General features: G+C 57.7%; 20 protein-coding genes and 2 pseudogenes. 10 read left to right on the top strand and 12 right to left on the bottom strand.

The annotated features are described in order from the left end of the window. Positions 1 to 75: 75 nt before the first annotated feature. A complete protein-coding gene (locus tag BMY84_RS13585) occupies positions 76 to 675 on the top strand; it encodes a TetR/AcrR family transcriptional regulator (protein WP_093084516.1) in 600 nt (199 codons plus the stop codon). Here the strand turns inward: BMY84_RS13585 and BMY84_RS13590 are convergent. The 6 genes from BMY84_RS13590 to BMY84_RS13615 are packed head-to-tail and all read right to left on the bottom strand — an operon-like array spanning position 647 to position 6,738. Continuing rightward, on the bottom strand, positions 647 to 1,897 hold the full coding sequence (locus BMY84_RS13590; RefSeq protein WP_093084518.1) for an NAD(P)/FAD-dependent oxidoreductase: 1,251 nt from the start codon (positions 1,895 to 1,897) through the stop codon (positions 647 to 649). The genes BMY84_RS13585 and BMY84_RS13590 overlap by 29 nt on opposite strands. Further along, a complete protein-coding gene (locus tag BMY84_RS13595) occupies positions 1,894 to 3,669 on the bottom strand; it encodes an AMP-binding protein (protein WP_256215253.1) in 1,776 nt (591 codons plus the stop codon). Before BMY84_RS13595 ends, BMY84_RS13590 begins: the two co-directional genes overlap by 4 nt. A 36-nt stretch (positions 3,670 to 3,705) precedes the next feature. Beyond that, positions 3,706 to 4,017, bottom strand: coding sequence for a 2Fe-2S iron-sulfur cluster-binding protein (locus BMY84_RS13600; protein WP_081997139.1), 312 nt, complete (start codon positions 4,015 to 4,017; stop codon positions 3,706 to 3,708). Positions 4,018 to 4,025: 8 nt separating this feature from the next. Continuing rightward, on the bottom strand, positions 4,026 to 4,772 hold the full coding sequence (locus BMY84_RS13605; protein WP_231726380.1) for an SDR family NAD(P)-dependent oxidoreductase: 747 nt from the start codon (positions 4,770 to 4,772) through the stop codon (positions 4,026 to 4,028). A 29-nt stretch (positions 4,773 to 4,801) separates the two neighbouring features. After that, positions 4,802 to 5,422, bottom strand: coding sequence for a 3-phenylpropionate/cinnamic acid dioxygenase subunit beta (locus BMY84_RS13610; RefSeq protein WP_066043601.1), 621 nt, complete (start codon positions 5,420 to 5,422; stop codon positions 4,802 to 4,804). After that, the gene (locus BMY84_RS13615; protein ID WP_066043604.1) at positions 5,419 to 6,738 is read right to left on the bottom strand and encodes an aromatic ring-hydroxylating oxygenase subunit alpha; all 1,320 of its coding nucleotides are present in this window, start codon (positions 6,736 to 6,738) and stop codon (positions 5,419 to 5,421) included. Before BMY84_RS13615 ends, BMY84_RS13610 begins: the two co-directional genes overlap by 4 nt. A 296-nt stretch (positions 6,739 to 7,034) precedes the next feature. Between BMY84_RS13615 and BMY84_RS13620 the strand changes: the two genes are divergently transcribed. After that, positions 7,035 to 9,341, top strand: a complete 2,307-nt coding sequence (locus BMY84_RS13620; RefSeq protein ID WP_177204016.1) for a TonB-dependent receptor — start codon at positions 7,035 to 7,037, stop codon at positions 9,339 to 9,341. Between the two features lie 168 nt (positions 9,342 to 9,509). After that, complete coding sequence (locus BMY84_RS13625) at positions 9,510 to 10,400, top strand: alpha/beta hydrolase (RefSeq protein ID WP_093084524.1); 891 nt, start codon at positions 9,510 to 9,512, stop codon at positions 10,398 to 10,400. An 87-nt stretch (positions 10,401 to 10,487) separates the two neighbouring features. On the opposite strand, the gene BMY84_RS13630 is transcribed toward BMY84_RS13625, so the two are convergent. From BMY84_RS13630 to BMY84_RS13640, 3 genes and pseudogenes are all read right to left on the bottom strand, one after another. Beyond that, positions 10,488 to 10,733 (bottom strand): hypothetical protein, encoded by a 246-nt coding sequence (locus tag BMY84_RS13630; RefSeq protein ID WP_019052496.1) that lies wholly within the window; start codon positions 10,731 to 10,733, stop codon positions 10,488 to 10,490. Between the two features lie 17 nt (positions 10,734 to 10,750). Beyond that, a pseudogene (locus tag BMY84_RS13635) lies at positions 10,751 to 11,371 on the bottom strand (IS66 family transposase); the annotation flags it as partial. Between the two features lie 38 nt (positions 11,372 to 11,409). Next, positions 11,410 to 11,580, bottom strand: a pseudogene (locus BMY84_RS13640) (IS3 family transposase); the annotation flags it as partial. A 262-nt stretch (positions 11,581 to 11,842) separates the two neighbouring features. Between BMY84_RS13640 and BMY84_RS13645 the strand changes: the two are divergent. From BMY84_RS13645 to BMY84_RS13675, 7 genes are all read left to right on the top strand, one after another. Continuing rightward, complete coding sequence (locus BMY84_RS13645) at positions 11,843 to 14,197, top strand: TonB-dependent receptor (RefSeq protein WP_143075045.1); 2,355 nt, start codon at positions 11,843 to 11,845, stop codon at positions 14,195 to 14,197. A 78-nt stretch (positions 14,198 to 14,275) separates the two neighbouring features. Further along, a complete protein-coding gene (locus BMY84_RS13650) occupies positions 14,276 to 15,397 on the top strand; it encodes an aromatic ring-hydroxylating dioxygenase subunit alpha (protein ID WP_256215247.1) in 1,122 nt (373 codons plus the stop codon). 334 nt (positions 15,398 to 15,731) lie between these two features. Next, positions 15,732 to 16,355: a TetR/AcrR family transcriptional regulator gene (locus BMY84_RS13655; protein WP_256215254.1), complete on the top strand. Its 624-nt coding sequence runs from the start codon at positions 15,732 to 15,734 to the stop codon at positions 16,353 to 16,355. An 896-nt stretch (positions 16,356 to 17,251) separates the two neighbouring features. Further along, a complete protein-coding gene (locus tag BMY84_RS13660; RefSeq protein ID WP_093084527.1) occupies positions 17,252 to 18,367 on the top strand; it encodes an FAD-dependent oxidoreductase in 1,116 nt (371 codons plus the stop codon). Between the two features lie 16 nt (positions 18,368 to 18,383). Next, a complete protein-coding gene (locus BMY84_RS13665; RefSeq protein ID WP_093084529.1) occupies positions 18,384 to 19,286 on the top strand; it encodes a VOC family protein in 903 nt (300 codons plus the stop codon). A 3-nt stretch (positions 19,287 to 19,289) separates the two neighbouring features. Continuing rightward, positions 19,290 to 20,447, top strand: a complete 1,158-nt coding sequence (locus tag BMY84_RS13670; RefSeq protein ID WP_093084530.1) for an alpha/beta hydrolase family protein — start codon at positions 19,290 to 19,292, stop codon at positions 20,445 to 20,447. After that, the gene (locus BMY84_RS13675) at positions 20,444 to 21,223 is read left to right on the top strand and encodes a cyclase family protein (RefSeq protein ID WP_093084532.1); all 780 of its coding nucleotides are present in this window, start codon (positions 20,444 to 20,446) and stop codon (positions 21,221 to 21,223) included. The genes BMY84_RS13670 and BMY84_RS13675 overlap by 4 nt, the downstream gene beginning before the upstream one ends. A 1,127-nt stretch (positions 21,224 to 22,350) precedes the next feature. Here the strand turns inward: BMY84_RS13675 and BMY84_RS13685 are convergent. Genes BMY84_RS13685 through BMY84_RS13695 form a run of 3 tightly spaced genes read right to left on the bottom strand, consistent with a single transcriptional unit; the run spans position 22,351 to position 24,490 of the window. Next, positions 22,351 to 22,872 (bottom strand): cupin domain-containing protein, encoded by a 522-nt coding sequence (locus BMY84_RS13685; RefSeq protein WP_069064665.1) that lies wholly within the window; start codon positions 22,870 to 22,872, stop codon positions 22,351 to 22,353. A gap of 12 nt (positions 22,873 to 22,884) precedes the next feature. After that, positions 22,885 to 23,553, bottom strand: a complete 669-nt coding sequence (locus tag BMY84_RS13690) for an EthD domain-containing protein (RefSeq protein WP_143075046.1) — start codon at positions 23,551 to 23,553, stop codon at positions 22,885 to 22,887. Then, positions 23,546 to 24,490: a fumarylacetoacetate hydrolase family protein gene (locus tag BMY84_RS13695; RefSeq protein ID WP_093084537.1), complete on the bottom strand. Its 945-nt coding sequence runs from the start codon at positions 24,488 to 24,490 to the stop codon at positions 23,546 to 23,548. Before BMY84_RS13695 ends, BMY84_RS13690 begins: the two co-directional genes overlap by 8 nt. Between the last annotated feature and the right edge of the window lie 25 nt (positions 24,491 to 24,515).

Consider the following 24,515-nt stretch of genomic DNA (forward strand, 5'->3'; position numbering starts at 1 on the left):
TATGGTTGATGCCTGTTTGTGGCGGCATTTCATAGTTCGATTGACAAATGACGTCTCTCGGCAAGAAGTGCTCTCATGAAGACCACAACAAAAACGCGCAGCACGGAAGCGATACGACTGGACGCTGCGGCCTGGACGGACGCCGCATTGGAACTTCTGGCATCGAACGGCATCGACGGCGTTCGGATCGAACTCCTGGCCAAGCGGCTGGAGGTAACGAAGGGCAGCTTCTACTGGCATTTCAAGGATCGCGATGCCTTGCACCAGGCGATGCTTGAACAATGGCGCAAGAGCGCAACGCTGGCGCTGATCGAGCGCCTGGACCGCGGTGAGGCCTCGCCCGAAGCGAGGCTGCGACGACTTTTGCGCTTGCCCATCATGGGGCAACGCTCGGCGCGGGCAGCCGATGTCGAGCTTGCGGTACGTCTCTGGGGGCGGCGCGAGCCGCGTGCGCAGGCGGCACTTGAAGAGATTGATCAGCTGCGCCTTCGCTATATTTCCGGCCTGATGATGCAGTGCGGCGCCGATGCGCCGGAAGCTGAAGCACGCGCCATTCTCGCTTATTCCTATATGCGGGTCGCAGCGACTCTCGTCGCAACCGAAGCGCGCGAAACGATGGACAGATGCGAGGCACTTCTGATCGGCATCAGGCCGTCTCTTGAACAAGCGTCTTGAGCGGGACATCGGTACAAGCCAGCCGCACGGGGTCGGGACAGATGCGGGCAGTCACCAGGGCCTTGCCCTGCACATAGTCGCGCATGGCATTGACGCAGTCGAGTGCGATGACCCGACCCTTCTTGAGATAGATGGCCGAAAAGCTCCGGTTGGCCGGATCACCCCGGATGATGACATCGTCATATCCGATCGAAAGGCCCACGGTTTGCAATTTAAGGTCGTACTGATTGGACCAGAACCAGGGTACGGCATCGTATGGAATCGGATCGCCCATGATCGAACAAACCGCAACCATCGCCTGATCATGCGCGTTCTGAACCGATTCCAGCCGGATCAAAGCGCCATCGGCATAGGGGTTAGCATGCAGGGCGCAATCGCCGATGGCATAGATGTCCGGCAGGCTCGTCCGGCAATAGGCATCAACTGCCACCCCATTTCCGCCTTCCGCGCCGGCCGCCAAAAGGGCTTCGACCGCCGGAAGGATACCAATGCCTGCAATCACCATATCGGCTGGAATGCGCGTTCCGTCAGACAGCCGCACACCGGTCACGCGGGTCCGCCCTTCCAGGCAGGCGACCACCACGCCCATGCGCAGGTCAACGCCATGACCTCGATGGACTGCCTCGTAGAAGCGGGAAATATCCTCGCCGGCCACACGCGCAAGAACGCGCGGAAGGGCTTCGAGCAAGGTCACCGCCAGCCCCCGCTTGGTCAGCACGGCTGCTGCTTCCAGGCCTATAAATCCGCCACCAATGACCACTATTTGAGGATCGTCAGCCAGCTCGAGCAACATCTTGTCTACATCGGCGCGGGTCCGCACCGAATGGACGCCGCCGAGCGCATTCCCTGGGCAACTGAGACGGCGCGGATTGCCGCCGGCCGCCCAAATCAGCGTGCCATAGCCATGCACCCTGCCGTCAGCCAACATCACGCAGTGCGCGGCTGCATCCACCGCGGTCACCACATGTCCAGGCATCACATCGATCTGCTTTTCGGCCCAGAATGTGGCAGGACGGATGAGGATGCGATCGAACGATTTCTCGCCTGAAAGATATTCCTTCGACAGAGGTGGTCGCTCGTAGGGCAGTTCAGGCTCTCCGTTAAGGAGGCCGATCGTACCGGAAAATCCGCGCTGTCGCAGCGTCACAGCGGCTTGCGCGCCCGCATGGCCCCCGCCGACGATGAGGATATCATGCCTGGAAGGCGCCCCGCAGGATATCATAGCGCGTACGCATCTTCATAAAGACGTTCGACAAGGTCCGCTCGGCGCTCGAGGATACGGCGCTGATTGACATTCCCCTTCTCGGTAATTTCGTCATGATGGGCACTTGGCGGTTCAGCAAGCACCATGAAACGCGCGATTCGGGTGCTCGACCCCATCTGCCGATCATTGTGCCTGCGAAGAATCGCACTTAGCCGTTCACGTATGAGGGGATGTTCGGCAATGGCTTCCGTACCGAACATCGCGCTCATGTCCTCGCCCAGCAGCGCGCGACAGGCTTCCTGGTTCGGAAACAACAGAATTCCGACCTCGCCGCGACCATGCCCTGTAATAACCACATCGGAGATAAGTTTCTCCCCGGCGTTGACGATGGCTAGGCGCAGAGCCCCGACATTGACCCAGGTCCCAGAGGTAAGCTTGAAATTCTCCGCGACGCGACCATCGAACAATATTCCAGCCGATGGGTCATTGGGGTCCGCGAACTTGGCCGCGTCGCCGATCTTGTAGAACCCCTCTTCGTCAAACGCATTGGCCGTGGTCGTGGGATCCCGCCAATAGCCCGGCATGACATTGGGTCCACGCACGCGCAGCTCGTAGCGATCTTCATTCGGCATCATCTTGATCGTCGTGCCGGGCATTGGCGCGCCCAGATTATTGGCATAGGGCTGATCGAAATACAGGATGCTCGAGAAGGGGGCTGTTTCAGTGGAACCCCAGCCAGCGACGATCATCGGCACCCGCCCGACGCTGGCAAGGGCGGCGGCTTCCACCCTCTTCCTCAGGGCCGTAGGCAGCGGTGCACCGCCATTGAAGATGAAGTCCAGATCGCCGAAGAAATGACGGGCGAAGACGGGATCACTTTCCAGAAACGGCAGGAGCGCCTCGAAACCAACCGGCACGTTGTAGAAAAGTGTCGGTCTCCAACGACGCAAAGCGTCTACCGTTTTCGCGATCGATTTGAGCGTCGGTCGACCGTCGTCGATATGCGAATGGCCGCCGAACCAGAGGGTCGTATTGAAGCAGCAATTGCCGCCAAATGTATGGTTCCAGGGCAGCCAATCGACGGAAACGGGCGGACGGTCATTGAGGAATGGCCAGATCGCCGACAACCCCAGCATGTTCGACACCATCATGCGCTGAGTGTTTGCAACCGCCTTGGGATGACCCGTCGATCCGGACGTGAACAAAAGCTTTGCCACCGTGTCGAGACCGACGTCGGCCTCCATGGCATCGACTATTGTATCGCTTATGGGCTGCACGGCATCGATCCAGCCAAGATCCTTGAGCGAGCGCACTTCAAGCCCGGGACGCCCGCTTTCCGCAAGCATGGACACGGCAAGATCGGTGTGGTCCGCGATGACAAGACCAGGATCGATCTCGCCAATGACGCGCAGCAGCTTTGCCCAGGGACGCGCTTCAGGCGCGGCGTAGGTCGGCGAAACGATTGCCACAGGAATGCCGACGCTGGTGGCTGCCAAAACGACCAGCGCATGTTCGATACTGTTCTGCCCAAGGAGCATCAGCGGGCGTTCCAGCGAAAGCGGCATCGCTAGCAATCGCGCGGCAATCCGACGGCGCTCGGCCTCGGCCTGGGCGTAAGTAAGTTCCCGGTCACCCTGGGTCAGAAACAAGGCTTGGGGCTGAATATTTGCCCAATGCGCAAGCCTCTGCGGGATCGTGCCGTTCACGGGCGGCAGGGCGATTCCGTTGCTGAGCAGGATAGAGCCATCGCTACGGCGCTCTGCTTGCACATCGACCGCTGCAACTTTCAAATCACTCGCTATCATAAACTCCCCTCCAACTTTTTTTCAGTCTTCCGGCGCGATCCGTATCGTCAGTCCCGCAAGATCGTCAGCGAACCTTATTTGGCACGCCAGGCGAGATCGTTCGGTACGGTGATCGGAACTATCGAGAAGGTCATTTTCATCGTTGCCGGGCACGCCCGGATCGACATCGCCTTCGACGTAAACGTGGCAGGTCGCGCAACTGCAGCATCCGCCGCAAAGCGCAAGCAGCTCATCATATCCGGCGTCACGGATGACCTCCATGACAGAGAGCCCTGATCCCGCCTCAAGTTGTTGCGCGTTTCCCGCACGATTAATGACTGTAAGTGTCGGCATTTCGGACCTCAAACGGAAATAGTGAGCCCGCCGTCCGACAGAAGCATCGCCCCGGTGACGTACGCGCTCTCCTCGCGGCTTGCGAGCAGGACATAAAGCGATGCATGATCCTCCGGGGTCGATACGCGCCCAAGCAGCATATGGCGTTGCATTTCGGCCATGCGGTCAGCATCCGCATTCATCGCCCGCTCCCCCTGTCCCAGTGCAGCGGGGCCGGAGATGCCGGTGTCCGTCGCGCCGGGAGCAACCCCGTTCACACGAACCTCCGGCGCAAACTCCTTGGCGAGCTGCATGACAAGACCGCGCAAAGCGAACTTCGAGGCAGTGTAGAGCACCCCGCCCCCGCCAGCGAGAAAGCAGGCGTTCGATCCGGTCGCGATGATGCTGCCCCGGCTCATGCGCAAGGCCGCCAGGCTGGCGCGCGCGCCGTGGAGAGCCCCCTTGACGTTGACGCCGAAGATCTCCTCGAACCCCCTGTCGATTTCCGCCGGTTCCTGCTTTTCCAGACGCTTGTGGAAGTCCCACAGGCCAGCGTTGGCGACATAGACGTCAAGCCCCCCCCAGCGCTCCACCACCGCGGCGACTGCACGCTCCGCGGTGGTGAAGTGGGCAACGTCGCCAACGACGACGACCGCGCCCTCGCTTTCGAGCGCGGCAACATCAGAATCGCGGCGAACGACCGCAACGACATGCGCGCCCTCGGCCAGGTAGCGGCGCACGACGGCACGCCCGATACCGGAACCGGCGCCGGTCACGACCGCGCGATATCCTGCAAGGCGCGCCATCAGAAGAAGACAGAGAGATTTTTGGTCAGCAACACCGACTGGGGCAACAAGATCATCCGCCGCACAATCTCGAAACCGCCATTGGGACTGACGCGCAGCAAATCACGACGACGTCCGAACAAAGTGGCTTCGTCATGTTCCGACCGATTGCGGTACTGGACGAAGGCAGAATGAACTTCATACTCACCCGAGACGTCCGTCTCGAACGCCTCGACATTCGTGATGAGATAAACATGGCGAGTTGGGGGATCTTCCGTCCACACCAGATTAGAATGGATTCGCCCGATGCGTACCGCGATGTCCGCCTTCGATTCATCGAACAGTGCCATATTGCCGGGATCCAATTCCGGCCTTGCGTCACGACGGAAGCGATTCTGCCGCAGCGGCATCCAGTAAAACAGATCGTCCGCCAGAAGGGCGTACCAGTCATCATATCGCTCTTCGTCGAGGAGGCGCGCCTCGAGCTTGGCAAATCGCTCGATTTTTGCCAGCAGCGCATCGTCAACGGGAGCGCCCTCCCCCCGCATGGCAAGAAGTTGAGCCGCAGCGGCGCGCGCCTCGCCTTGAGTCAACGTCGGATAGGTCGAATAGTCAGGCTTGCGGTCGAGCACACTGGTCATTCCGCTGCCTCCGACTCCGCTACGGGAACCTCTACCGGAATATCGGCCCAGGTCTCGGCATCCATCATTTGCGCCCAGCGCTTGTAGAACAGCCGCTGGTTGGCATCGGAAAGCTGGCCCGCGCTGACAGAACCGGGGAGACCTTCCTGCTCGACCTCACCGATTGGCGCCATGGCGTAGCACAGCCGCTGGTTTCGCGTCACCCAGCCTGCATTGGCCGTGGTGGAGTGCTCCCAATTCTCGCCGTCGTCCATCTCGAGCAGGCCGGAGGGCGAGAAGGTACGCATCGAGCCGCGCCGGAATCTGTCCTTGATCTCCTCGGGCATGTTCTTCGGGACGAGGGTCCAGGCATGGATTTCCGTCTGCGTCGGCCCCTTGGGCTGGAAGGTGCGGAAGGTGAAATAGCCGGGAAGGAACGAGAAGTTCGGGAAGATGGTTGCAGAAGCGACCGATCCCCACATGTTGGCGCGGAACCGCCCCAAGCGAGCGGTAATAGCATCCTGTCGCGAGCGCATGTACCGCAGCAGTTCGCGATCGCCCATCGTCGCGGCATTGCCGAGGAAGCTGTCGTTGAACTCCCAGCCATGGCCGTTGACGGACACTTGATAGCTGCCGGCATTGTCGACCTTGACGCCGCCATGGCGCCCCAATGTCGGCTCCGAGCCACCAAGATGGGTCCACAGGGCGTGGTAGATATCCCCGACGAAATTGTCGGCCGGAAACTTCCAGTTGCACTTCATCACGGAGCGGGTCGCGCCGCCGGGAAGGAATTCGGTGCCCCCATCTTCCGCGTCCAGCACGGCATCGAGATACCAGCGGAAGTCGCCCAGCCACTCGTCGAGTGAAGGCGCTTCCTCGCAGAAGGTCGCGAAGACGAGACCCTTATAGCTTGCCACACGGGCGCGCTTCAGCCCCCAATCCTCCATCCGGAAGCCGGGGGTGGATTTGTAGAGGCCCATTTTGGGCATCTTCTTGAGCGCACCATCGAGACCGAACGCCCAGCCATGATAGTTGCACGTAAACTGGCGACCTTCTCCGCTATCGGCAAAGCAGACGCGGTTGCCACGGTGCGGGCAGGAATTGAGGAACACGTTGATCGTACCCGCGCCTGCCCTGGCGACGATCACCGAGTCCTCGCCCATATACGTGGTGATGAAGCTGCCGGGCAGCTCGACCTGACTTTCGTGCGCGACGAACAACCATGAGCGCGCAAAAACTCTCTCGAGTTCACGCTCATATATAGCAGGGTCCCAGAAAATACGGCGATCGACGGTTCCGAACGTCCAGTCGACCAAATCGGCGGCTTTGTGCGTCATGATAGGCTCTCCATACCTTACCGTATGGATTCGTATCTAATTTTGCAAGCGCGTTTTTCCAGGCCAACGAACCCCATCGAGCGAATCGTCGCACTCATTCGACCATGCGTATTCGAATGGTTTTCGTACCAATCGAAGGACCGTCGCGGAAAATTTTCGTCATTTTCTCACCAATTACTTTTATTTTCAGGATGTTAGACAAATCTGCAAAATTTGGTCCCCATATTGTAAATTACATACCCTTGAGTATGTTCAGGCAAACAAGCTCGAACAGGGCGATCCAAGGGGAGAGGAATATGAAGACGATCACGTATGCGCTATCGGCAACTTCGCTGATGGCCTTAGCAGCGCCTTGCGTTGCCCAGACGAATGAGAACGCTCCGGATGCGGCCAATCCCCCGTCACAAGCTGACTCTGTGCCGGAACCCGTTGCATCGCTCGGCGACATCATCGTCACCGCGCAAAAGCGATCCGAAAACGTCAACAAGGTCGGTGTTTCGATTACAGCGGTCCAGGGCGACGCGCTCCAACAGCGCGGCGTGGTCGATACCGCAGACCTCATCAAGATCACGCCCGGTTTCAATTTTGTTCAGAGCGCCTATGGCGTACCCGTGCTGACCCTGCGGGGTGTCGGATTCTATGACACGGCGATCGGCGCAGCCTCGGCCGTCAGCGTTTATGTCGATGAAGTCCCGCTACCGCTTTCGATCATGGCGCTAGGCGCCACCCTCGATCTCAATCGCGTCGAGATATTGAAAGGCCCTCAGGGCACGCTTTATGGGCAGAATGCAACGGGTGGCGCGATCAACTACATCTCGGCACGGCCTACAGATAGCTTTCACAGCGGGGCAGATCTCACCTATGGCAGATTCAACCGGGTCGAGTTGAAAGGGTTCGTCAGCGGTCCCATCACCGACACCTTGACCGCCCGTATCGCCGCGCGGTTTGATCGAAATGACGACTGGCAGCGCAGCTACACACGCGATGCAACCAACGGCGAAGGCAACATCTTCTCCGGCCGCGCAATCGTTGACTGGAAGCCGAGTGACCGGCTCCGCTTCAGTTTCATGGTTCACGGATGGCGCGATCGTTCCGAAAGCCAGGCGCCTCAGCTTGCGGCAATTACGGGAGCCGCGTCTCCCGCCGTGTTGCGCACATACCCCCTGCCCCCGCGCGACAATCGCGCCGCCGATTTTGACCCTGACCTTTCATTCAAGCGTAACTCCTGGTTCGCCCAGGTTTCCGGTCGCGCCGACTATGATCTGTCAGACACTGTTACGATCACATCGATTACGGCCTATTCAAAGCTCAAGCGTTTAAGCGCTGTCGATGCAGACGGCACGGCGATCCAGGCCTATGCGCTGATTAACCCGGGCCGCTCGCGAGACTTCTCGCAGGAGTTGCGCCTATCAGGCGATTCCGGGCAACTCCATTATGTCGTTGGCCTAAATTACGCTTGGGAAAGTGTCTTCGACCAGTCGGACCCCCTCGCACGGACCTCGAGCTTTCCCTTTCAAAGGGCGAGTGCGCATTCCGATCAACATATCAATACCTATGCCGCATTTGCGAGCCTCGACTACAAGCTGACCGATACACTGACGCTCCAGGGCGGCGTGAGATATACCGACCAGCATCGGCGTTTCATCGGCTGCACCTATGATTCGGGTGCCGGCGATTTTTCGGCGGTGGTATCCCGTATCGCTACAGCGCGCGCCGGACACCCCATCACGATAGCGCCCGGAGCATGCCTCACGCTCAATGCGAATTTTGAGCCTGCACAGGTCCGCAGCCAGCTGAACGAGGATAATATATCGTGGCGGGGCGGCGTGAACTGGCAAGTGAACCCAACCACCCTGCTGTATGCGAACATCAGCAAGGGCTATAAAAACGGTGCCTTTCCGACGGCTGGAGCAACGTTTGCGCTCCAGCTCACACCCGCCACGCAGGAATCGCTCACCGCCTATGAGGCCGGATTCAAGCTTGGCCTCTTTGACAGGAAGCTGCAACTCAATGGAGCGGTCTTCTACTATGATTACCGCGACAAGCAGTTTCGCGGAAGGATTGTAGATCCCGTGATCGGGCCGCAGAGCGCCCTGATCAATGTCCCCAAGTCACGTGTCGCCGGCGGCGAAATCCAGGCAACGCTGCGACCAATTTCGGGGCTGACGATCAATACCGGCGTCACCTATGTCGGAACCAGGATTCTTGGTGATTTCGTCAATTTCGACGCTCTTGCACAGCAGGTCCGCCTGAGCGGCGAAGCCTTCCCTCTGACGCCCGACTGGCAGGTCACATCGGACATCGACTATCAGTTTTCGGTAAGCGACAGCATGAATGGGTTTGTCGGCGGCGGCGCAACCTACCAGGCTGCCACGAATGGAGGGCTCGGAGAATTGCCCCAGTTTGCGATCGATTCCTACACGCTGATCGACGTGCGGGCAGGCGTCGCGCTGAAAGACGACCGTTGGCGTCTGACCGCCTATGTAAAGAATCTCACCGACAAATTCTATGCCACTCTGGTCAGTCAGCCAGGGCCCGATGCGGCGATCCGGTTCACCGGTCAACCACGAACCTATGGATTGACCCTTTCCTATCGCTATTGATCAACCATATCTGCCTGGAAACAGATGCCAATGCCGCGGCCGCCCGGGACCAAGTCCTAGCTGCGTTCGTCCAATGATGGCAGCGGCAAGGCGCGCGGCGAGGCAATGTAGCTCACCGGTCATGATGAGGATCACGGACCATCGAAATGCAAGAGATCAAGGAGTGATATGGGTTATCTGACAGACATCGGCGCTCTTGGGATCCAAGCGATCGCGCCGCTCCTGACCAGGCCAGCGGGCGAGGTGCGCAAAGAGTTCAGCCTTCCCTGCAACGTCAGCGCGCATCGGGCGAGGACCGATGCCGGTCTCATATCGTTCAAGCTGTATCGCCCGGCCACTCCTCCAGGTCCATTGCCCGTATTCTTGAATATTCATGGCGGCGGCTATGTAATGGGCTGTCCCGATCAGGATGACCATATTTGTCGGTATCTTGCCAATCGGGCCTGCTGTGCCGTGGTCAACATCAACTATGATACCGCACCGCAGGCTCGCTATCCCACCGCGCCCGAACAGTGCTTTAGCCTGGCGCGCTGGCTCTCGCTCAATGGCGATCAGCTCGAGCTCGATGCGGCAAGGCTGGCAGTGGGTGGCCATAGCGCAGGTGGCGCGTTGGCGGCAGGCCTCGCTTTGCGAGCCGCGCAGGATGAAGCTTTTCAGATATTCGGATTGATCGTGGATTATGCGATCCTTGATCTTTCTGCCGATCCTCGGACGAAGCACAGGCGGTTGCCAAGACCGCTGATCACTCCGCTTCTTTCCCGGATTTTCACCGATAGCTACATACCTGACCGTTCACAGCGCCTCGCCCCCTTCGCTTCGCCGCTGCTCGCTACAGATATGACCCTGCTACCGCCAACGCTCGTCATCACGGCGGAATTCGATACATTGCGCGATGAGGGAGACGCATTTGCCGACCGGCTTCGGGATGCGGGAGTATTGTTCGAGCATATGATCGCTCCGGGCGTCGATCATTTCTTCACGCACACCGGACCGGTAGCGCAAGCAAGGCTCGCTCTCGATACGATGGTTCGACTCCTCGATCATGCCTTCCGGGCCTGAAGCTCTTCTCCCCCTCTTCCTGCCGTTCAGTCGTACGCATCCGGTGAGGACCGCGGCTACTGACGGTTTGCTGGGGGATTTGGCATCTTACTTGCCGAGGAAGGCCTCGACGCCTTCTTGAGCGAGCACATCGCGGAATGCAGCATCGGCATCGCGGTCGGTAGGGAATAGATTGTCCCAGACCGTCGAGGTGCCGTGCTCGTTGACGACCTCGAGGGACCAGCCACGTTCGGTGGCGAGCCGCACGATGTTGATGGTCAGCCGTACGCCCGCCTGTTCGATGGACCGGCAGAGAGAGGATTCAATCAGTTCGGGTTGCGGGTCAAATTCCATGCCGTGATGCTATGAGATCACGGCTCCAGCTTCAACGCTGTTGGTTTCCAATTCCATGGGAGCAGATCGCCAAGCCGATTAGCCGGATGACCGGCGATGCGGGCAAGGACGTCGGCGAGCCAAGCCTGGGGATCGAGGTCGTTGAGGCGACAGCTTTGAATGAGTGAAAACATGATGGCGGCGCGCTGACCGCCGCGATCGGAGCCGCAAAATAGCCATGCGTTCCGCCCGAGTGCCACACAGCGAAGCGCCCGTTCCGCTGCGTTGTTCGTGAGGCATACCCTGCCATCGACGAGGAAGCGGGTGAAGGAGTCCCAGCGCCGGAGCATATAGTTGATAGCCTTGGCGAGATCATGGTTACGCGACAGCTTGGCGAGTTGGGCGTTCAACCAGTCGTGCAGTTCGGCGATCAGTGGCGCGCTCAACTCCTGACGGGCGGCAAGCCGCTCCGCTGGTGTCTTGCCGTTGATACCGCGCTCAACGTCGAACAGGGCGTCCAGCTTCTGCACCGCCTCCAGCGCAATCGGATAGATCGGGCCAGTCCGCTCGCCGCGGCTCTTCTTGCGCGCAGCGCCCTCGACGTCAGCAAGTTCGAAGAACTTCCTGCGCGCGTGAGCAAAGCATCCTGCCTCCAGGATGTGGACTTGTAACGGTTTTGTGCCGGTCACCTATCTCATTAATCCACCTTGGCTTCGAACGCGAGTGGGCTGATGCCGCCCAGATATGAATGTCGGCGGCGGGTGTTGTAGAAGCCATTTATGTACTGGAAGATTGCAGCTTTCGCCTGACGCCGGGTTGGCCAGCTTTGCCGCCAGATGAGTTCTGCCTTCAGGGATTTGAAGAATGTCACCGAACATAGCCACTGTGGGGGTGTGACTGCTAGCCAATTCGGCACCATCCCGGTGGACTTCCTTCAATATAAGAAAGGCTGACTCTGTTATCGCTTGCCAACGGGAATGAAGCTGGCTGGTAACACGCGCTCCGAAATCCACGATATCGATAGCTATTTAGCTGTCGTATCGGTTGGTGCTGCGCAAACTAGCCGTGCATAATGTTCGCAAGAAAATTGGCTTCTAACGAGCCACGGCATTCTCAGGGGAGGACTAGACTTGCGCAAGATTCTATTTTGTACGACCACGCTGGCATCAGCGTTGATATTGTCGCCGGGTGCGAATGCGCAGGCGCCGTCTGCGGACAAGATGGCTGATCCTTCGGCAAACGCGCAAGCGGATGGGCAACTCGCTGACGACCAGTCTGCGGTGTCAGGCGGACTAGCGGACATCGTCGTTACGGCGCAGCGCCGGGCTGAAAACCTCCAACGTGCGGCAGTGGCTGTTTCGGCAGTCTCAGGCGACGCCATCGTCAATGCGGGCGTGACCGATACAGCAGCGCTCGGCCGCCTCGTCCCGTCGCTGGTAGTCACACCGACCGGCGGCTCCAGCACCGCATTTTACTTGCGCGGCGTAGGCACGCTACAGGCGAACGCATTCGGCGAGAATCCGATCGCGCTCAATTACGGGGGTGTCTATATCGCTCGTCCGAATGCGACCTCAGGCACTTTTTACGATCTCGAGCGGGTCGAGGTGGTCAAGGGGCCCCAAGGAACGCTCTACGGCCGCAACGCCACTGGCGGTGCAATCAACGTGCTCCCGCAACGTCCCAAACTCGGTGAGTTCGGCGGTAACGTGACCGCAGAGTACGGCAACTATGATTCCAAGCGCTTGTTGGCCGCGATAAACGTGCCGGTGGGTGACATGGGGGCTGTCCGGCTTGCAGGACAGGTCGTGGATCGTGACGGCTATCTGTCGGACGGCTACCAGGACGAGGTCGGCCAGGCTTTGCGCATGTCCGTGCTCGTTGAGCCAAGCAGCCGCTTTTCGGCATTGTTGGTCGCCGATTACTTCCACCTCGGCGGGAAGGGTGTTGGCGGTGTGCTTGCGCCGGGCTCAGCCTTCGGCAATTCCTCCGGCTTTGCCTATCCGGGCTACGCGGCTCCTCGATTGAAAGACCGCATTGGTGGCGCCGATCCGCGTAGTATCGCGGCGCTTTCGCTTTCGCCAGCACCGGCTGGCACTTTCCTTGCAAACGGCTTCGTCGTGCCCCCGCAGGATGACGGTTTCAACGATTCGAGCTTTTATGGCGTCGCGCTCACCGTACAGGCCGATCTTGGCTTTGCCGACTTGACCGTTCTACCCGCCTATCGTCGGACAGAGGTCAACAGCCGTTTTTATACATTTGGCTTCCGCGGCATCGCCGACGAGGATACAGATCAAACATCCCTAGAAGTCCGGCTATCATCCAAGCAGGACCAGCGCTTGCGTTACGTAGTTGGCGCTTATGCCTTTAAGGAGGAGCAGGACGCCGCGAACGCCTTCTACCAAGGGCGGATCTCAAATACCTTGGTCCAGCCACAGCTGGAAACCACGAGCAAGGCCCTGTTCGGCCAGTTTACTTTCGATGTCAGCGATGCGCTTCGTATCGTGGCTGGCGGCCGATACACTGACGAGAAGAAGACGCAGGTGACCCCGGTCCAACTCTATGGTCCTGCTGGGCTGACAGCCTCCGCAATATCGCGTGGTGAACAGAACGAATCCAGGTTTACGTGGAAGGCCGGTATTGAAGTGGATCTAGGCCCCCAGTCGCTTGCCTATGCGAACGTAGCGACCGGGTTCAAGGCTGGCGGCTTCTATGTCGGCAGCGTGGCCAACACCTTCAATCCCGAAAAGCTCACCGCCTATACTATCGGAACCAAAAACCGCTTCCTAGACAACCGCCTGCAGATGAACATTGAAGCCTTTTACTGGGACTACAAAGACCAGCAGATCAGTTTTGTCGGTCCCGTGCAGATCGTGCCGGGCACATATGCCTCGGGCGGCGTCACCGTCAACGCAGGCGATGCGCGTTTCTATGGTGTCGAAGCCGAAATGCAGTACGCGATTGTGCCAGGCGGCATCCTGTCAATAAACGGGTTGTACAACAATACGAAGTACACCTCGTTGAGTTATGTTGCGATTTCGGCCGGCGGCACCCCTCTGCGCAGCGGATGCAGCGTCACGCCAAACACGTCGCTGCCTGTCGCGGCGCCGGCCCGCCTCTTCGGCGTCGATTGCGCCGGAAAATCCGGTCTCAATGCACCGAAATGGAGCGGTACTGTTGCATACGAACATACAATTGAACTGGGGAACGACTACCAATTGATCTTAAATGGCCGCAGCCGCCTCTCGAGCGCTTACTACGTTTCACTCGAATATCTGCCAGAGCAGCGGCAGGGCAGCTACATGCAGAGTGATGCGTCGGTGACTATTCGCGCGCCACTTGGACGCTGGTCATTGACAGGCTTCGTCAACAATATCGAGGGCAATGCTCTCATTGCGGCGTCCGTCTCTCGACCGGTACTGCAGACCGCCTACAATGTGGTTTCGCCCCCGCGGGTTTATGGAGTGCGGGCAAACTTCGAGTTCTGATCGGTTCCCCTGATTCCTACCATCACGGGTTTCCCGAGGCGATGGCGGACAGAACTCATTAACACTGGACTTAGCGGATTGCGGGTTGCCGATTTCGAAAGTTTCGAGCAACCCGCCGTGCCGATCAAGCCGCTGGAGAACGTCATGACTTGGTTGCGTCAGAGCTGGTATCAGATAGGTTGGTCGACGGATCTTGAAGGTGGTCAACGGCTAGCTCGGACCATTTTGGAAGAACCCATAGTTGTATTTCGGTCGGGTGACGGGCAACTGCACGCACTCTTTGATCGCTGCCCGCATCGTTTCGCTCCGCTGTCCCGGGGCACGATCAGCGAACGTGGCATAACCTGCGGCTATCATGGCCTTTCTTTCGGAAAGGACGGCCATTGTCTTGACAACCCGCACGGTCCGATCACGTCGAGAATGCGGGTGCGAGCATATCCGGTGATGGAACGCCATACGGCCATCTGGGTGTGGATGGGTGACGCGGAAAAAGCTGATCCTTCCGCGCTGCCGGATCTCTCATTTATCGATGAAACGCCCGCGGCTGCGCAGATCCACATGTATATGCCGACCAAAGCGAACTACGAGCTGGCGGCAGACAACATTCTCGACCTTAGCCACACGGACTATCTCCACCCGACAAGCTTGGGCGGGATAATGACCGGGAGCAAAGCGAGCATTTGGGAAGAAGGCGATGCCCTCGTCAGCGAATGGCAGGCAACCGCCTGTGATCCGCCGCCTGCTTACAAGCCGATCGTACCGACCGGGAAGGCGGACATCTGGACCCAGGTCAGATGGCATGCCCCCGCGCTCATGGTATTGGGTACGTCAGCCAAACCGACCGGTGTGCCGCGTGAAAGGGCTGACGAAGCCTATACGCTGCACAACATGGTCCCGGAAACGTCCACGACCACACACTATTTCGTGTGCAACACGCGTCGCTTCATGCTGGATAGTGCCGAATTTTCAGAACTGCTGCGAGGTGCCATCACCGGCGCATTTCAGGACGAAGACAAGCCTATGCTGGAGGACCAGCAGCTGCGCATGGGCACGCCGGATCTGTGGGAGCTTGATCCCCTCTTGCTCAAGGTTGACGCCGGGGCTGTCCGGGTCAGACGCAAACTGGCAGCTATGATAGTTGCGGAACAAGGAGAGGGCGGCGCTGGGCCCGTTCTGGAAGAAAAGACCATCCCGGTCTAGCATCGCTGACCAACCGAACAACACGCCCTACTGCTACTTTTCACTACAAAGGAACTGGCCACCCCTGTGATGCTGATGCGATTTCGCCAACCCGCGTTCATTGCTTTCCATCTGCTCTCACGACGCTGCATTGACCGCCCTCCTCATCGACTTTGATGCGGCTATTATAGGGGCAGGTTGCGCTACAAAGAGCTGAGCGACTTATTGCGGCCTTGCGTCACATCCGCGACGCAAAAGGCGGTGCAGGGCTAGGTAAGCCTCACTACTGCTTGGAGAAAGAAGCGAATAATGTCCAACGTGCGGAGCTGTTGACCATAATAGGCCTATGACTGATATGTCTGTCGCACCCGCCCCCGGACGCCGTGAACAACGCAAGCAAGACCGCCGATGCGCTATCCTAGCTGCTGCCCGCAGGTCTTTTCTCGAGGAAGGTTACGCCGCTACATCTATGTCGGGCCTTCTCAAAACACTTGGGGGATCAAAAACGACGATTTGGAGCTATTTCCGTTCCAAGGAGGAACTTTTTGCAGCAGTTGTGGAAGACGCCACCAGAACGTTTCGCGAGGAGGTGAAGGCGGAATTGTCATTGACGGGCGACCTGGAAGACGCGCTGAGCGGTTTTTGTCGAAGCCTAATGACAAAGGTCGTGGCGCCGGAAGCACTCGCCACTTGGCGATTGGTTGTCGCAGAAAGCGCCCGCTTTCCTGAAGTCGGAAAGATTTTTTATGCGTTAGCGGCTCATCCTACCCAAGCCACCCTCAGTAAATTCATAGCCTATCATATTCGAGCCGCCCGATTGCGGGATGAAGACGCTGAGAGAATGGCCAATATGTTGATTAACATGTGCAGCGGGCTACAGAACCGTTGTTTATGGGGTGTGTCAGTGCCCCAGCCTGAAGAAATAAAAGCGGATGCATCAGCCTTTGCCAAATATTTTCTCCTTACATTCTCGACATAGAAAATGGTGAAAGCGCGAACAGCGTTTGATAGCAGGCCCGTTCAGGCCGAATGATCAGATACGCACAGCTACTGTTTCCGTCAGTATATTGTGTCGAAACTGAAAATCGTTTGTGCGGCTCAGTCTTCATCGGCTGCGGCACTAGCAATGATTGCTTTTTGTATTAGTCCCAATATCGCCTGAGCGGGTATCGCGCGTGAAATAACGGTTTGTCCGGAACCTATGATCGGGCGGAGATCATTGCCTCGGCGGAATGCCCCCAGCGCGGCACGGAGGAGAGGAGTCGCATAGTCGAGCGCACCTATTCGCCATACAGGTCGGTGCCGAGGGTCGCGCCCACCGCCGCGGCATCTGGGGCAGCTAGCTCTTCGCTTGGCGACGGCTGATGATCCGGGGCGCGCTCACGGTCGCCGCGGTCAGCGAAGATCTTGTTATCGCAACAGCCTTCCGCGCGACTGAGATGCAAGTTTGCCAGCTGTAGCGCCTACTGGGCAAGAAACATTCGAGCTACGGGGGCAAGACCGTGTCCCGGGTCGCAGGCAAAAAAGGCATTCACCTCGCTCGATGCCGCGTCCCCATGGTTGACAGTGACAGAAGGACTGATTGCGCGCGCAGTGCCTGATCTAAAGCGCGTCTATCGCATACGAAGCGGCATGGCCTGCAACTTCAGCATTGAGGTTCAATCGCCTGCCAAGCTTCGTTCGACCACAGGGATAGTAAGCACGGAGCCATCAGACCCACCGTCCAGACCGCAACCCTCAAACACCTATGTCAACAAATTCATGAGACTAGTGGGTTAGCCGGTAGCTATTTGCAGGGCAGGTAGCAATCTATCAACACTATCAATTTGGGTGACATCTACTCGCATCATATGAGGTGCGTGGGAGAACAGTGCCTTGCAAAACCAAAATATACTCATCGTCGGGGGCGGAATCGGCGGCCTGACTTCGGGGATTGCTCTTTGTCGCTCGGGCCACAAAGTAACGATTATCGAAAAGGATCCAGATTGGTCCGTCTACGGCGTGGGAATCATCCAGCAGGGCAATGCCATTCGTGCGGTAAAGCAATTGGGCATAATCGACGAATATCTTGACGCAGGGTTCGGCTTTGATTTTGTCGAAATATTTACACCGACAGGACGGAAGGTTGCACGCATTCCATCACCCAAGCTAGTCGAGGGCTATCCGGCAAGCGTCGGAATCGGACGGCGAGCATTACATAAAGTTCTTGGTCAGCAGGCACAGGCGGCAGGAGCCAATGTTCGATTGGGTGTTACGGCCGAAGGTCTTGCAGACGACGGAACCCAGGTCACAGTACGCCTCTCGCACGGAGGTTCAGAGCGGTTCGATATAGTGATCGGGGCCGACGGACTATACTCCCGCACCAGGCAACAGACATTTCCCGACGGACCCAAACCGGCGTTCACAGGGCAAGCGGTGTGGCGCTATAACTTTTCGAAACCCCATGAACTTGACTGTCTTCAGGCATATGAAGGCGCGGTAGGTGCTGGGCTTGTTCCTCTATCCTCAGATCTGATGTACATGTTTGTCACCACTCCCGAGCCGGAAAATCCACGGTATCCCGTGGAGGGCCTTGCTGCAACTATGCGAGGCAAGTTGGTCGGCATGCCTGCTGCGATCTCGAAACTGGCGACACAGATAACCGATGATTCTGCTGTGGTTTACAAGCCTCTCGAGACGCTCTTTCTAAGCGGCGACTGGCACAAGGGTCGCACTGTCCTGCTTGGCGATGCTGTTCACGCAACGACGCCGCACTTAGGGCAAGGCGCAGGAATGGCCATTGAGGACAGTCTTGTGCTGGCGGATGAGATCGATCGGGCCAACACGCCCGACGAGGCTTTTGTCGCCTATCGCGCGCGAAGACACGCGCGATGCAAATTTATCGTAGAGACCTCACTTTCGCTCTGCCTCGGACAGATTGGGACTGGTCCGGTCGTCGAGCAGGCAGCAGCCACCAAAGCGATGTTCGAAGTCATCGCACAATCTATTTGATCGAAGGACAGCCGTCATGAGCCGTGTCACCGAAATTCGCTATGTTGGGTACGCCACGCCCGACTTCGACCCCGAGGTCGATTTCTATGCCTCCAAATGGGGCCTCGATCTTGTACCCTCACATGATGGCATGGCCTATTTCAAGGCCAAGGGCGCATTCGAGCACCACGTCGTGCGTTTACGCCGGGCCGACATGAAACGGATTGATGTGATCTCTTTGGCAGCTGACAGTCGGGAGGATGTCGACGCACTGCACACAAAGGTTTCTGTTTCGGGGGCAACAATCATTTCTAAGCCGCAAGACCTTGCATCGCCGGGCGGTGGCTATGGCTTTCGTTTTTTTTCGCCCGACGGCCTACCATTTGAAATTTCGAGCGATGTCACCCCCGGTGCGGCCGTGGCGGTTGCGCGCTGGGACGGCGTCCCCTTGAAAATCAGTCACATTGTTCTGCACTCTCCCGACCACAAGGCCCTCACGCAGTGGTTCATCGACATACTGGGCTTCCGCCTATCAGACTGGATTGGCGATTTCATGAGCTTCCTGCGCTGCAACTCGGCTCACCACCGTATCGCGATCCTCCCTGGACCGGCTTGCCTCAATCATGTTGCCTATGACATGGAGGGCGTTGATGGAATGATGCGCGGCATTCATCGGTTACGGGAAAAAGCTGTCGACATCCGATGGGGTCCTGGACGCCACACCGCAGGCAACAATACTTTCAGCTATTTTGTAACGCCGTCCGGCTTTGCCGTCGAGTATACCTCCGAGCTCGAAGTTGTTGACGAGGCAACCTGGGAACCAAAGGTGCATGCCCCCTCCCCGCTGCTGATGGACCAATGGGGCATCGGTGTGGGGGGCCCGCAAACCATGCCTCATCCTGAAGCCGATAGTGGCCTATTCCAGTCGGCGGAGGCCTGATCCATGGCCCTTTTTGAGCCTTTCCCCAACTATATCTGGAACCTGTCTGTCGCTATTGCGATGGAGTCTGGCGCGCGGGTTGGCGAGATCGTCGACATCATCGCAGCGGCCAAGGATGCAGCAGGGTCAAGCGCCGACAATGGTACTGAAGCGTTCATGAAGGCATGGATGGCCAAGGCCGACACGCTGATTGAACTGGCCATTGAGGACGAAGCTCACGGCCGCATCCTGTCGGCAGGCGTCAAACTTGAGCGGGCTGCACTTTATTTGCTGAACGGTGAGCGTATGCAGGCGCATGGCACTCCGGGACGTACCGAAACCTTCAAGCGCGCTCGAGATTGTTTTGATCGCGGCATGGCACTTTCCAAAGCCAACTGCGCTCGGGTCGAGATCCCTTTGCAAACCGGCACGATGCCAGCTTTATGGACCAGAGCGCCTGGTGACGGCCAAAAGCCAGCAGTCGTCTATTGTAATGGATTAGATAGTTGCAAAGAGCTGCTGTATTGGTCTGGGCTGCCGCAAGCGCTTGCGCAGCGTGGTATCTCTACTCTTTGCGTTGACCAGCCCGGCACAGGGGAGGCCCTGAGACTCCAAAACCTGCTTGCAACGCCCCACAGTGAGCAATGGGCGTCACGGGCGGTCGACTGGCTCGAAACACAAAAGGATATTGATCCTAGCCGCATAGGGATGACAGGAATCTCGCTGGGCGGCCACTATGCGCCGCGCGCCGTTGCTTATGAACCGCGCTTTGCGTCGGGGGCCTGCTGGGGCGCCAATCACAACTGGGCCGAAGTCCAGCAGAAACGCTTGCGCCAGGAAGGTGAAAATCCGGTGCCTCACTACTGGGCGCATGTCATGTGGGTGTTCGGCGCCAGCGATATGGAAGATTTCCATGCAAAGACGGCCGATATGAATCTCAATGGGCATATGGAAAGGATCAAAGTTCCATTCCTGGTCACGCACGGTGCAAATGACCGCCAGATCAGCGTCGAATATGCACATCAAGCTTATGCACAACTTACAAACAGCTCAAAAGCCAAGCTCAAGATTTTCACGCCCCGCGAAGGTGGCATCGAGCATGTAGGCGCAGACAACATGTCCTTCGGTCGCGACCTGATCGCCGACTGGTTTGCCGAGACCTTGGACGGAGCAACCTCATGACGCGACGCTTCATAGACATCTCGATCACGCTTGAGAATGATGTCATCACAGACCCGCCTTTCATGCGTCCACACATTCAATACAGTTCACACCGAGAAACGATGCCGGAAATGGGCCATTTCTTTCCCGGAGTAACTGCGGAGGAAGTCCCTGGGGGCGAAGGATTTGCGGCCGCCGAAACGATTACGCTTTCTACGCACAACGGTACGCATCTTGATGCGCCATGGCATTTCCACCCGACGCAGGATGGTGGCAATCCAGCTATGACGATCGACGAAATCCCGCTGGACTGGTGCTTCCGGCCGGGGGTCAAACTGGACTTCCGACACTTCGCCGATGGCTACGTGGCGACCGCGAACGATGTTGAAGCCGAGTTGGCGCGTATCGGATATAGCCTGCAGCCGTTTGACATCGTTCTTGTAAACACGGCTGCCGGCGGTGCGTTGGGGGACCCCGATTTCGTGAACCGTGGCTGTGGCATGGGCTATGAGGCAACGATGTACCTTACGTCCCGCGGCGTACGGGTGACCGGCACGGATGCTTGGAGCTGGGACGCGCCGTTTCGCTACACGGCGCAGAAAGTTATGGAAACCGGCGATACATCGCTCATCTGGGAGGGCCACAAGGCCGGACGCGAGATCGGCTACTGTCACCTTGAAAAGCTGCACAATCTCGAGGCATTACCCCCGCATGGCTTCATGGTCAGCTGTTTCCCTCACAAGATCAAGGGCGCGTCGGCTGGATGGACCCGCGCAGTCGCAATCATCGAAGATTAATGGCTCGCAAACCTACACCCTCCTGCGTCTCAACCCTCTCTTTCCGGCGCGCTTTTTTTCGACACCTCTTCATTAACCTGCGCTGCGAGATGCCGATCCCTTGATTTGGCTTGGGCCAGTCCAATGCTATGCCATGGGCCGCCAAGCTGAGGTCTGCTCCGGTTTGAACGATTGCGGAACTTTCAAGTCACGCCGCTGGATCAGGATGACAGACTTTATGAAGGATTATCGATCGCAGCCGCTTGTCTGCTATGTGAAGCCAAACCCCTGACTTATCGTATCAAAGCCTTCCGACGGTAGCACTGCTTCCCTCCGGTGCCTTGATGGTCTTGATCGCGCGATCTAAGGCCCGCCCGTTCATAAACAGCCACGTGACCGTTGTCAGAAGCCGCCGTCATTGCTCATCGAGCTACCCTCGATGACGAGTTTGTCTCCGGTGACGAGGGCATGCATTGTAGCGGCAGACAAACGCGGCCGCACCAGCAATGTCCACGACTGTCCCAGGGCGCCCGGAGCGGTATCCTTACCATCCGGGTTTTCTGAAGTGCTGGTCCTCAAGCAGCTGCCGGCAAGGTAGTGCAACGTAATGGGGCGAGATGGCTTTGGTTCGGATCCCAGAAGGCTCCCCTTCCAAAGCGGAGTTCTGCGCGAACTGAGCACCTCCGGGTTTGACCAACGCCCAGGCCTTGTTCGGCCATTCCCGCAGAGTCTTGAGCATGATCGTGTCGTCCACGCATGTCGCAATATGCGGCGCTGCATAGTTAAAACGGACTATCTGACCGCGCAAATTTATAGGAACTTCTCGATTATAGCCATTCAATCAATATCCGCAACGGTGCCCACCTTGCCAGCAATGGCTGCAATTCAGTACAGAACATCCAGCGCCTCAGTCCCCACACGAACCAAAGCGGCGAGAGCGTCGAGCTGTACTTCATCTCTTTTTCCACAGCCAATCCTGGTGTACCAGAATCTTCCGAAATAGTGATGATGTCGTCCTGATTGTCGTTCGAATCACAACGCGGGCACCTGTAGCAGTTAACGTTTCCGCCGCGGCCAATGCCACGTGTTAGACCGGTGACAATGGCTGATTTGCTGGACAAAGAAATAAGCGGTTTATGGCCGATGGCTCATCGATAATCTGGTGTTGCTTCAGGCTTGTCCTCCGGCAGCGGCGCACCATTATGGATGTACGCTGGCGCCTCAATCAGGATGAAGGCGATACGACACACTCGTTCGGTCTTGTTCCGCCACAGATGATTGGTGCCGCGCTGGATAATGATGCCGCCCTGCTCAATTGTTTTCCGCGCTCCATCCTCCAGCTCCAATTCAATTTCACCCTCAAGAACAATGCCATAATCAATCGAGTTTGTGCGATGCATTGGGCTTTCTTTTCCCGGTAGCATGTCCACGATACGGATTACAGATCCACCTTCGAGCGTCAGCCCCGCGTCGCGGTGACGACCATCAGTTTCATCATTATTGTCCGCAGGCACGGTTTTCGTGGTCCAGATCAGCAAAAACGACGCATCACCCGACGGGATGAATTTGGTAGGTGAAATATCTTCGGACTTGAACACCGCGCGGCCATCTCCATTATGACCGGTAACAACCCGCTGTACGGGCGGAAGTCCTGAATCAGACAATTCCATAAAAGCTCCAACTTAGATAAAACGGACAGGTTCGGTGAGCAGAATTTTTGTATCTGCCGCTCCGAAATGTGCGAGTGCGGCTGCACCGATGACGGCTACTAGCTCGGGAATATCACACCCTTTTGACAACCCGATTTCGTCAAACTGCGCATAGGGGAAATGACCTTCAATGACTTTCGCGTCGTTGACGACCGCGCCATGCAGGTTCTTGTCAGCGACTATTTTACTCAACTCCTCAGCCCACCCCGATCCAAGATCGAGTGCAGCATCACGAAAGAAGAATAATTTAGCCGGCGCTTCATCCGCATACGGCGCAACTTCAATCTCGTGGGCAAGCAAGGCAACTGAGCCTTCAATTTTACGAAAATTGTCTTCATCTGGTCCAATACGGTCACGATAGGCGGCGTTGGATTTTGACATGGCGAGGTCAGCCATGGTCGGCGTACGGATGATCGTAACAGCATCGCGATCCTCAAGGATCGAGTCGTCTCGCGATGGCAGATCGCGCACGTAGTGATGCACGTAAGTGGTAAAGCGCCTGGAAACATCTGGTTCATCCACAACCATCGGGCCGTGGATTGACTCAAGATGGTAACGAAGCCCTGCCCTGCTCAGACCAGGACAGGTGCATGGCAAGATGACAAGCTTGACCGGCGCGGGGTCAGAAAGCCCTTCAGCCACGGACAACACGCTGTGCGATGGTCCCAAAGGGTGCGCGGCCCTGAGCATCGACGCCCTCCATCCGCACACTGTCACCGAATTTCATGAAACTCGTTTTCGCCTCGCCCAAATCGATCACTTCAATTCCCCGTCGTTCAGCGATGCAGGATGAGCCTACTTCGCGGAAATTGGCGTTGGAAACTGTCCCAGAGCCTATGACCGTACCAGGCACAAGATCGCGAGTACGGGCAGCGTGGGCCACCAGTTCGTGAAAGCCGTGCCCCATCGGTTCGCCATTGGCGCTGCCGAAATGTGCACCGTTCCATGCTACGTTCAGATCCAGGCAGACCCGCCCATTCCGCCAGTTTGCGCCAAGTTCGTCTGGTGTGATTGCAAATGGTGCCATTGTACATGGCGGCTTCGCCTGCACCCAACCAAACCCCGTCTTCATTTCAGGGCCGGCAAGCGCTCGCAGCGACCAATCGTTGATCTGCACGATCAACTTGATATGATGCATTGCTTGAGCGGCGGTGGCGCCCATCGGAACCGCATCGACGATCACGCCGAACTCACCCTCAAAATCTATGCCGAGCGATTCATCAGGAAACTTTACGTCATCGAGGGGGCCATAAAAAGTATCAGATACGCCTTGATACATGAGGGGAACTGTTGTCTCGATAGGATCCATGCCAAGCACTTGGCACATCAGATCACCATGGCTCTGAAAAGCTGACCCGTCGAGCCATTGCCATGCGCGCGGCAAGGGCGCAGAAAGCGCGCTAACATCGAGCGGCTCTTCAAATTTGGTATCAGCCCAGAGATCGGGCGCAATGGATTGCCATTGCTCAAGGGCTAACTGCATGGTTCTCGCCGGAGCGGGGGAATAATGTAGCCCATCGGGTGAGACTATAACAAGTCTCCCATCTTTCGAACCATCGCGCAGGGTGGCCAGCCGCATCTTTGCTCTCTCCCGTCTAGCTGTC

It is taken from the genome of Sphingobium sp. AP50 (assembly GCF_900109095.1).
Classification (GTDB): domain Bacteria; phylum Pseudomonadota; class Alphaproteobacteria; order Sphingomonadales; family Sphingomonadaceae; genus Sphingobium.

Bases quoted from the DNA above. Each gene is read 5' to 3' on its own strand.
- BMY84_RS13585 (WP_093084516.1), top strand. From the start codon at position 76: ATGAAGACCACAACAAAAACGCGCAGCACGGAAGCGATACGACTGGAC.
- BMY84_RS13590 (WP_093084518.1), bottom strand. From the start codon at position 1,897: ATGATATCCTGCGGGGCGCCTTCCAGGCATGATATCCTCATCGTCGGC.
- BMY84_RS13600 (WP_081997139.1), bottom strand. From the start codon at position 4,017: ATGCCGACACTTACAGTCATTAATCGTGCGGGAAACGCGCAACAACTT.
- BMY84_RS13610 (WP_066043601.1), bottom strand. From the start codon at position 5,422: ATGACCAGTGTGCTCGACCGCAAGCCTGACTATTCGACCTATCCGACG.
- BMY84_RS13615 (WP_066043604.1), bottom strand. From the start codon at position 6,738: ATGACGCACAAAGCCGCCGATTTGGTCGACTGGACGTTCGGAACCGTC.
- BMY84_RS13620 (WP_177204016.1), top strand. From the start codon at position 7,035: ATGAAGACGATCACGTATGCGCTATCGGCAACTTCGCTGATGGCCTTA.
- BMY84_RS13625 (WP_093084524.1), top strand. From the start codon at position 9,510: ATGGGTTATCTGACAGACATCGGCGCTCTTGGGATCCAAGCGATCGCG.
- BMY84_RS13630 (WP_019052496.1), bottom strand. From the start codon at position 10,733: ATGGAATTTGACCCGCAACCCGAACTGATTGAATCCTCTCTCTGCCGG.
- BMY84_RS13655 (WP_256215254.1), top strand. From the start codon at position 15,732: ATGTCTGTCGCACCCGCCCCCGGACGCCGTGAACAACGCAAGCAAGAC.
- BMY84_RS13665 (WP_093084529.1), top strand. From the start codon at position 18,384: ATGAGCCGTGTCACCGAAATTCGCTATGTTGGGTACGCCACGCCCGAC.
- BMY84_RS13670 (WP_093084530.1), top strand. From the start codon at position 19,290: ATGGCCCTTTTTGAGCCTTTCCCCAACTATATCTGGAACCTGTCTGTC.
- BMY84_RS13675 (WP_093084532.1), top strand. From the start codon at position 20,444: ATGACGCGACGCTTCATAGACATCTCGATCACGCTTGAGAATGATGTC.
- BMY84_RS13685 (WP_069064665.1), bottom strand. From the start codon at position 22,872: ATGGAATTGTCTGATTCAGGACTTCCGCCCGTACAGCGGGTTGTTACC.
- BMY84_RS13695 (WP_093084537.1), bottom strand. From the start codon at position 24,490: ATGCGGCTGGCCACCCTGCGCGATGGTTCGAAAGATGGGAGACTTGTT.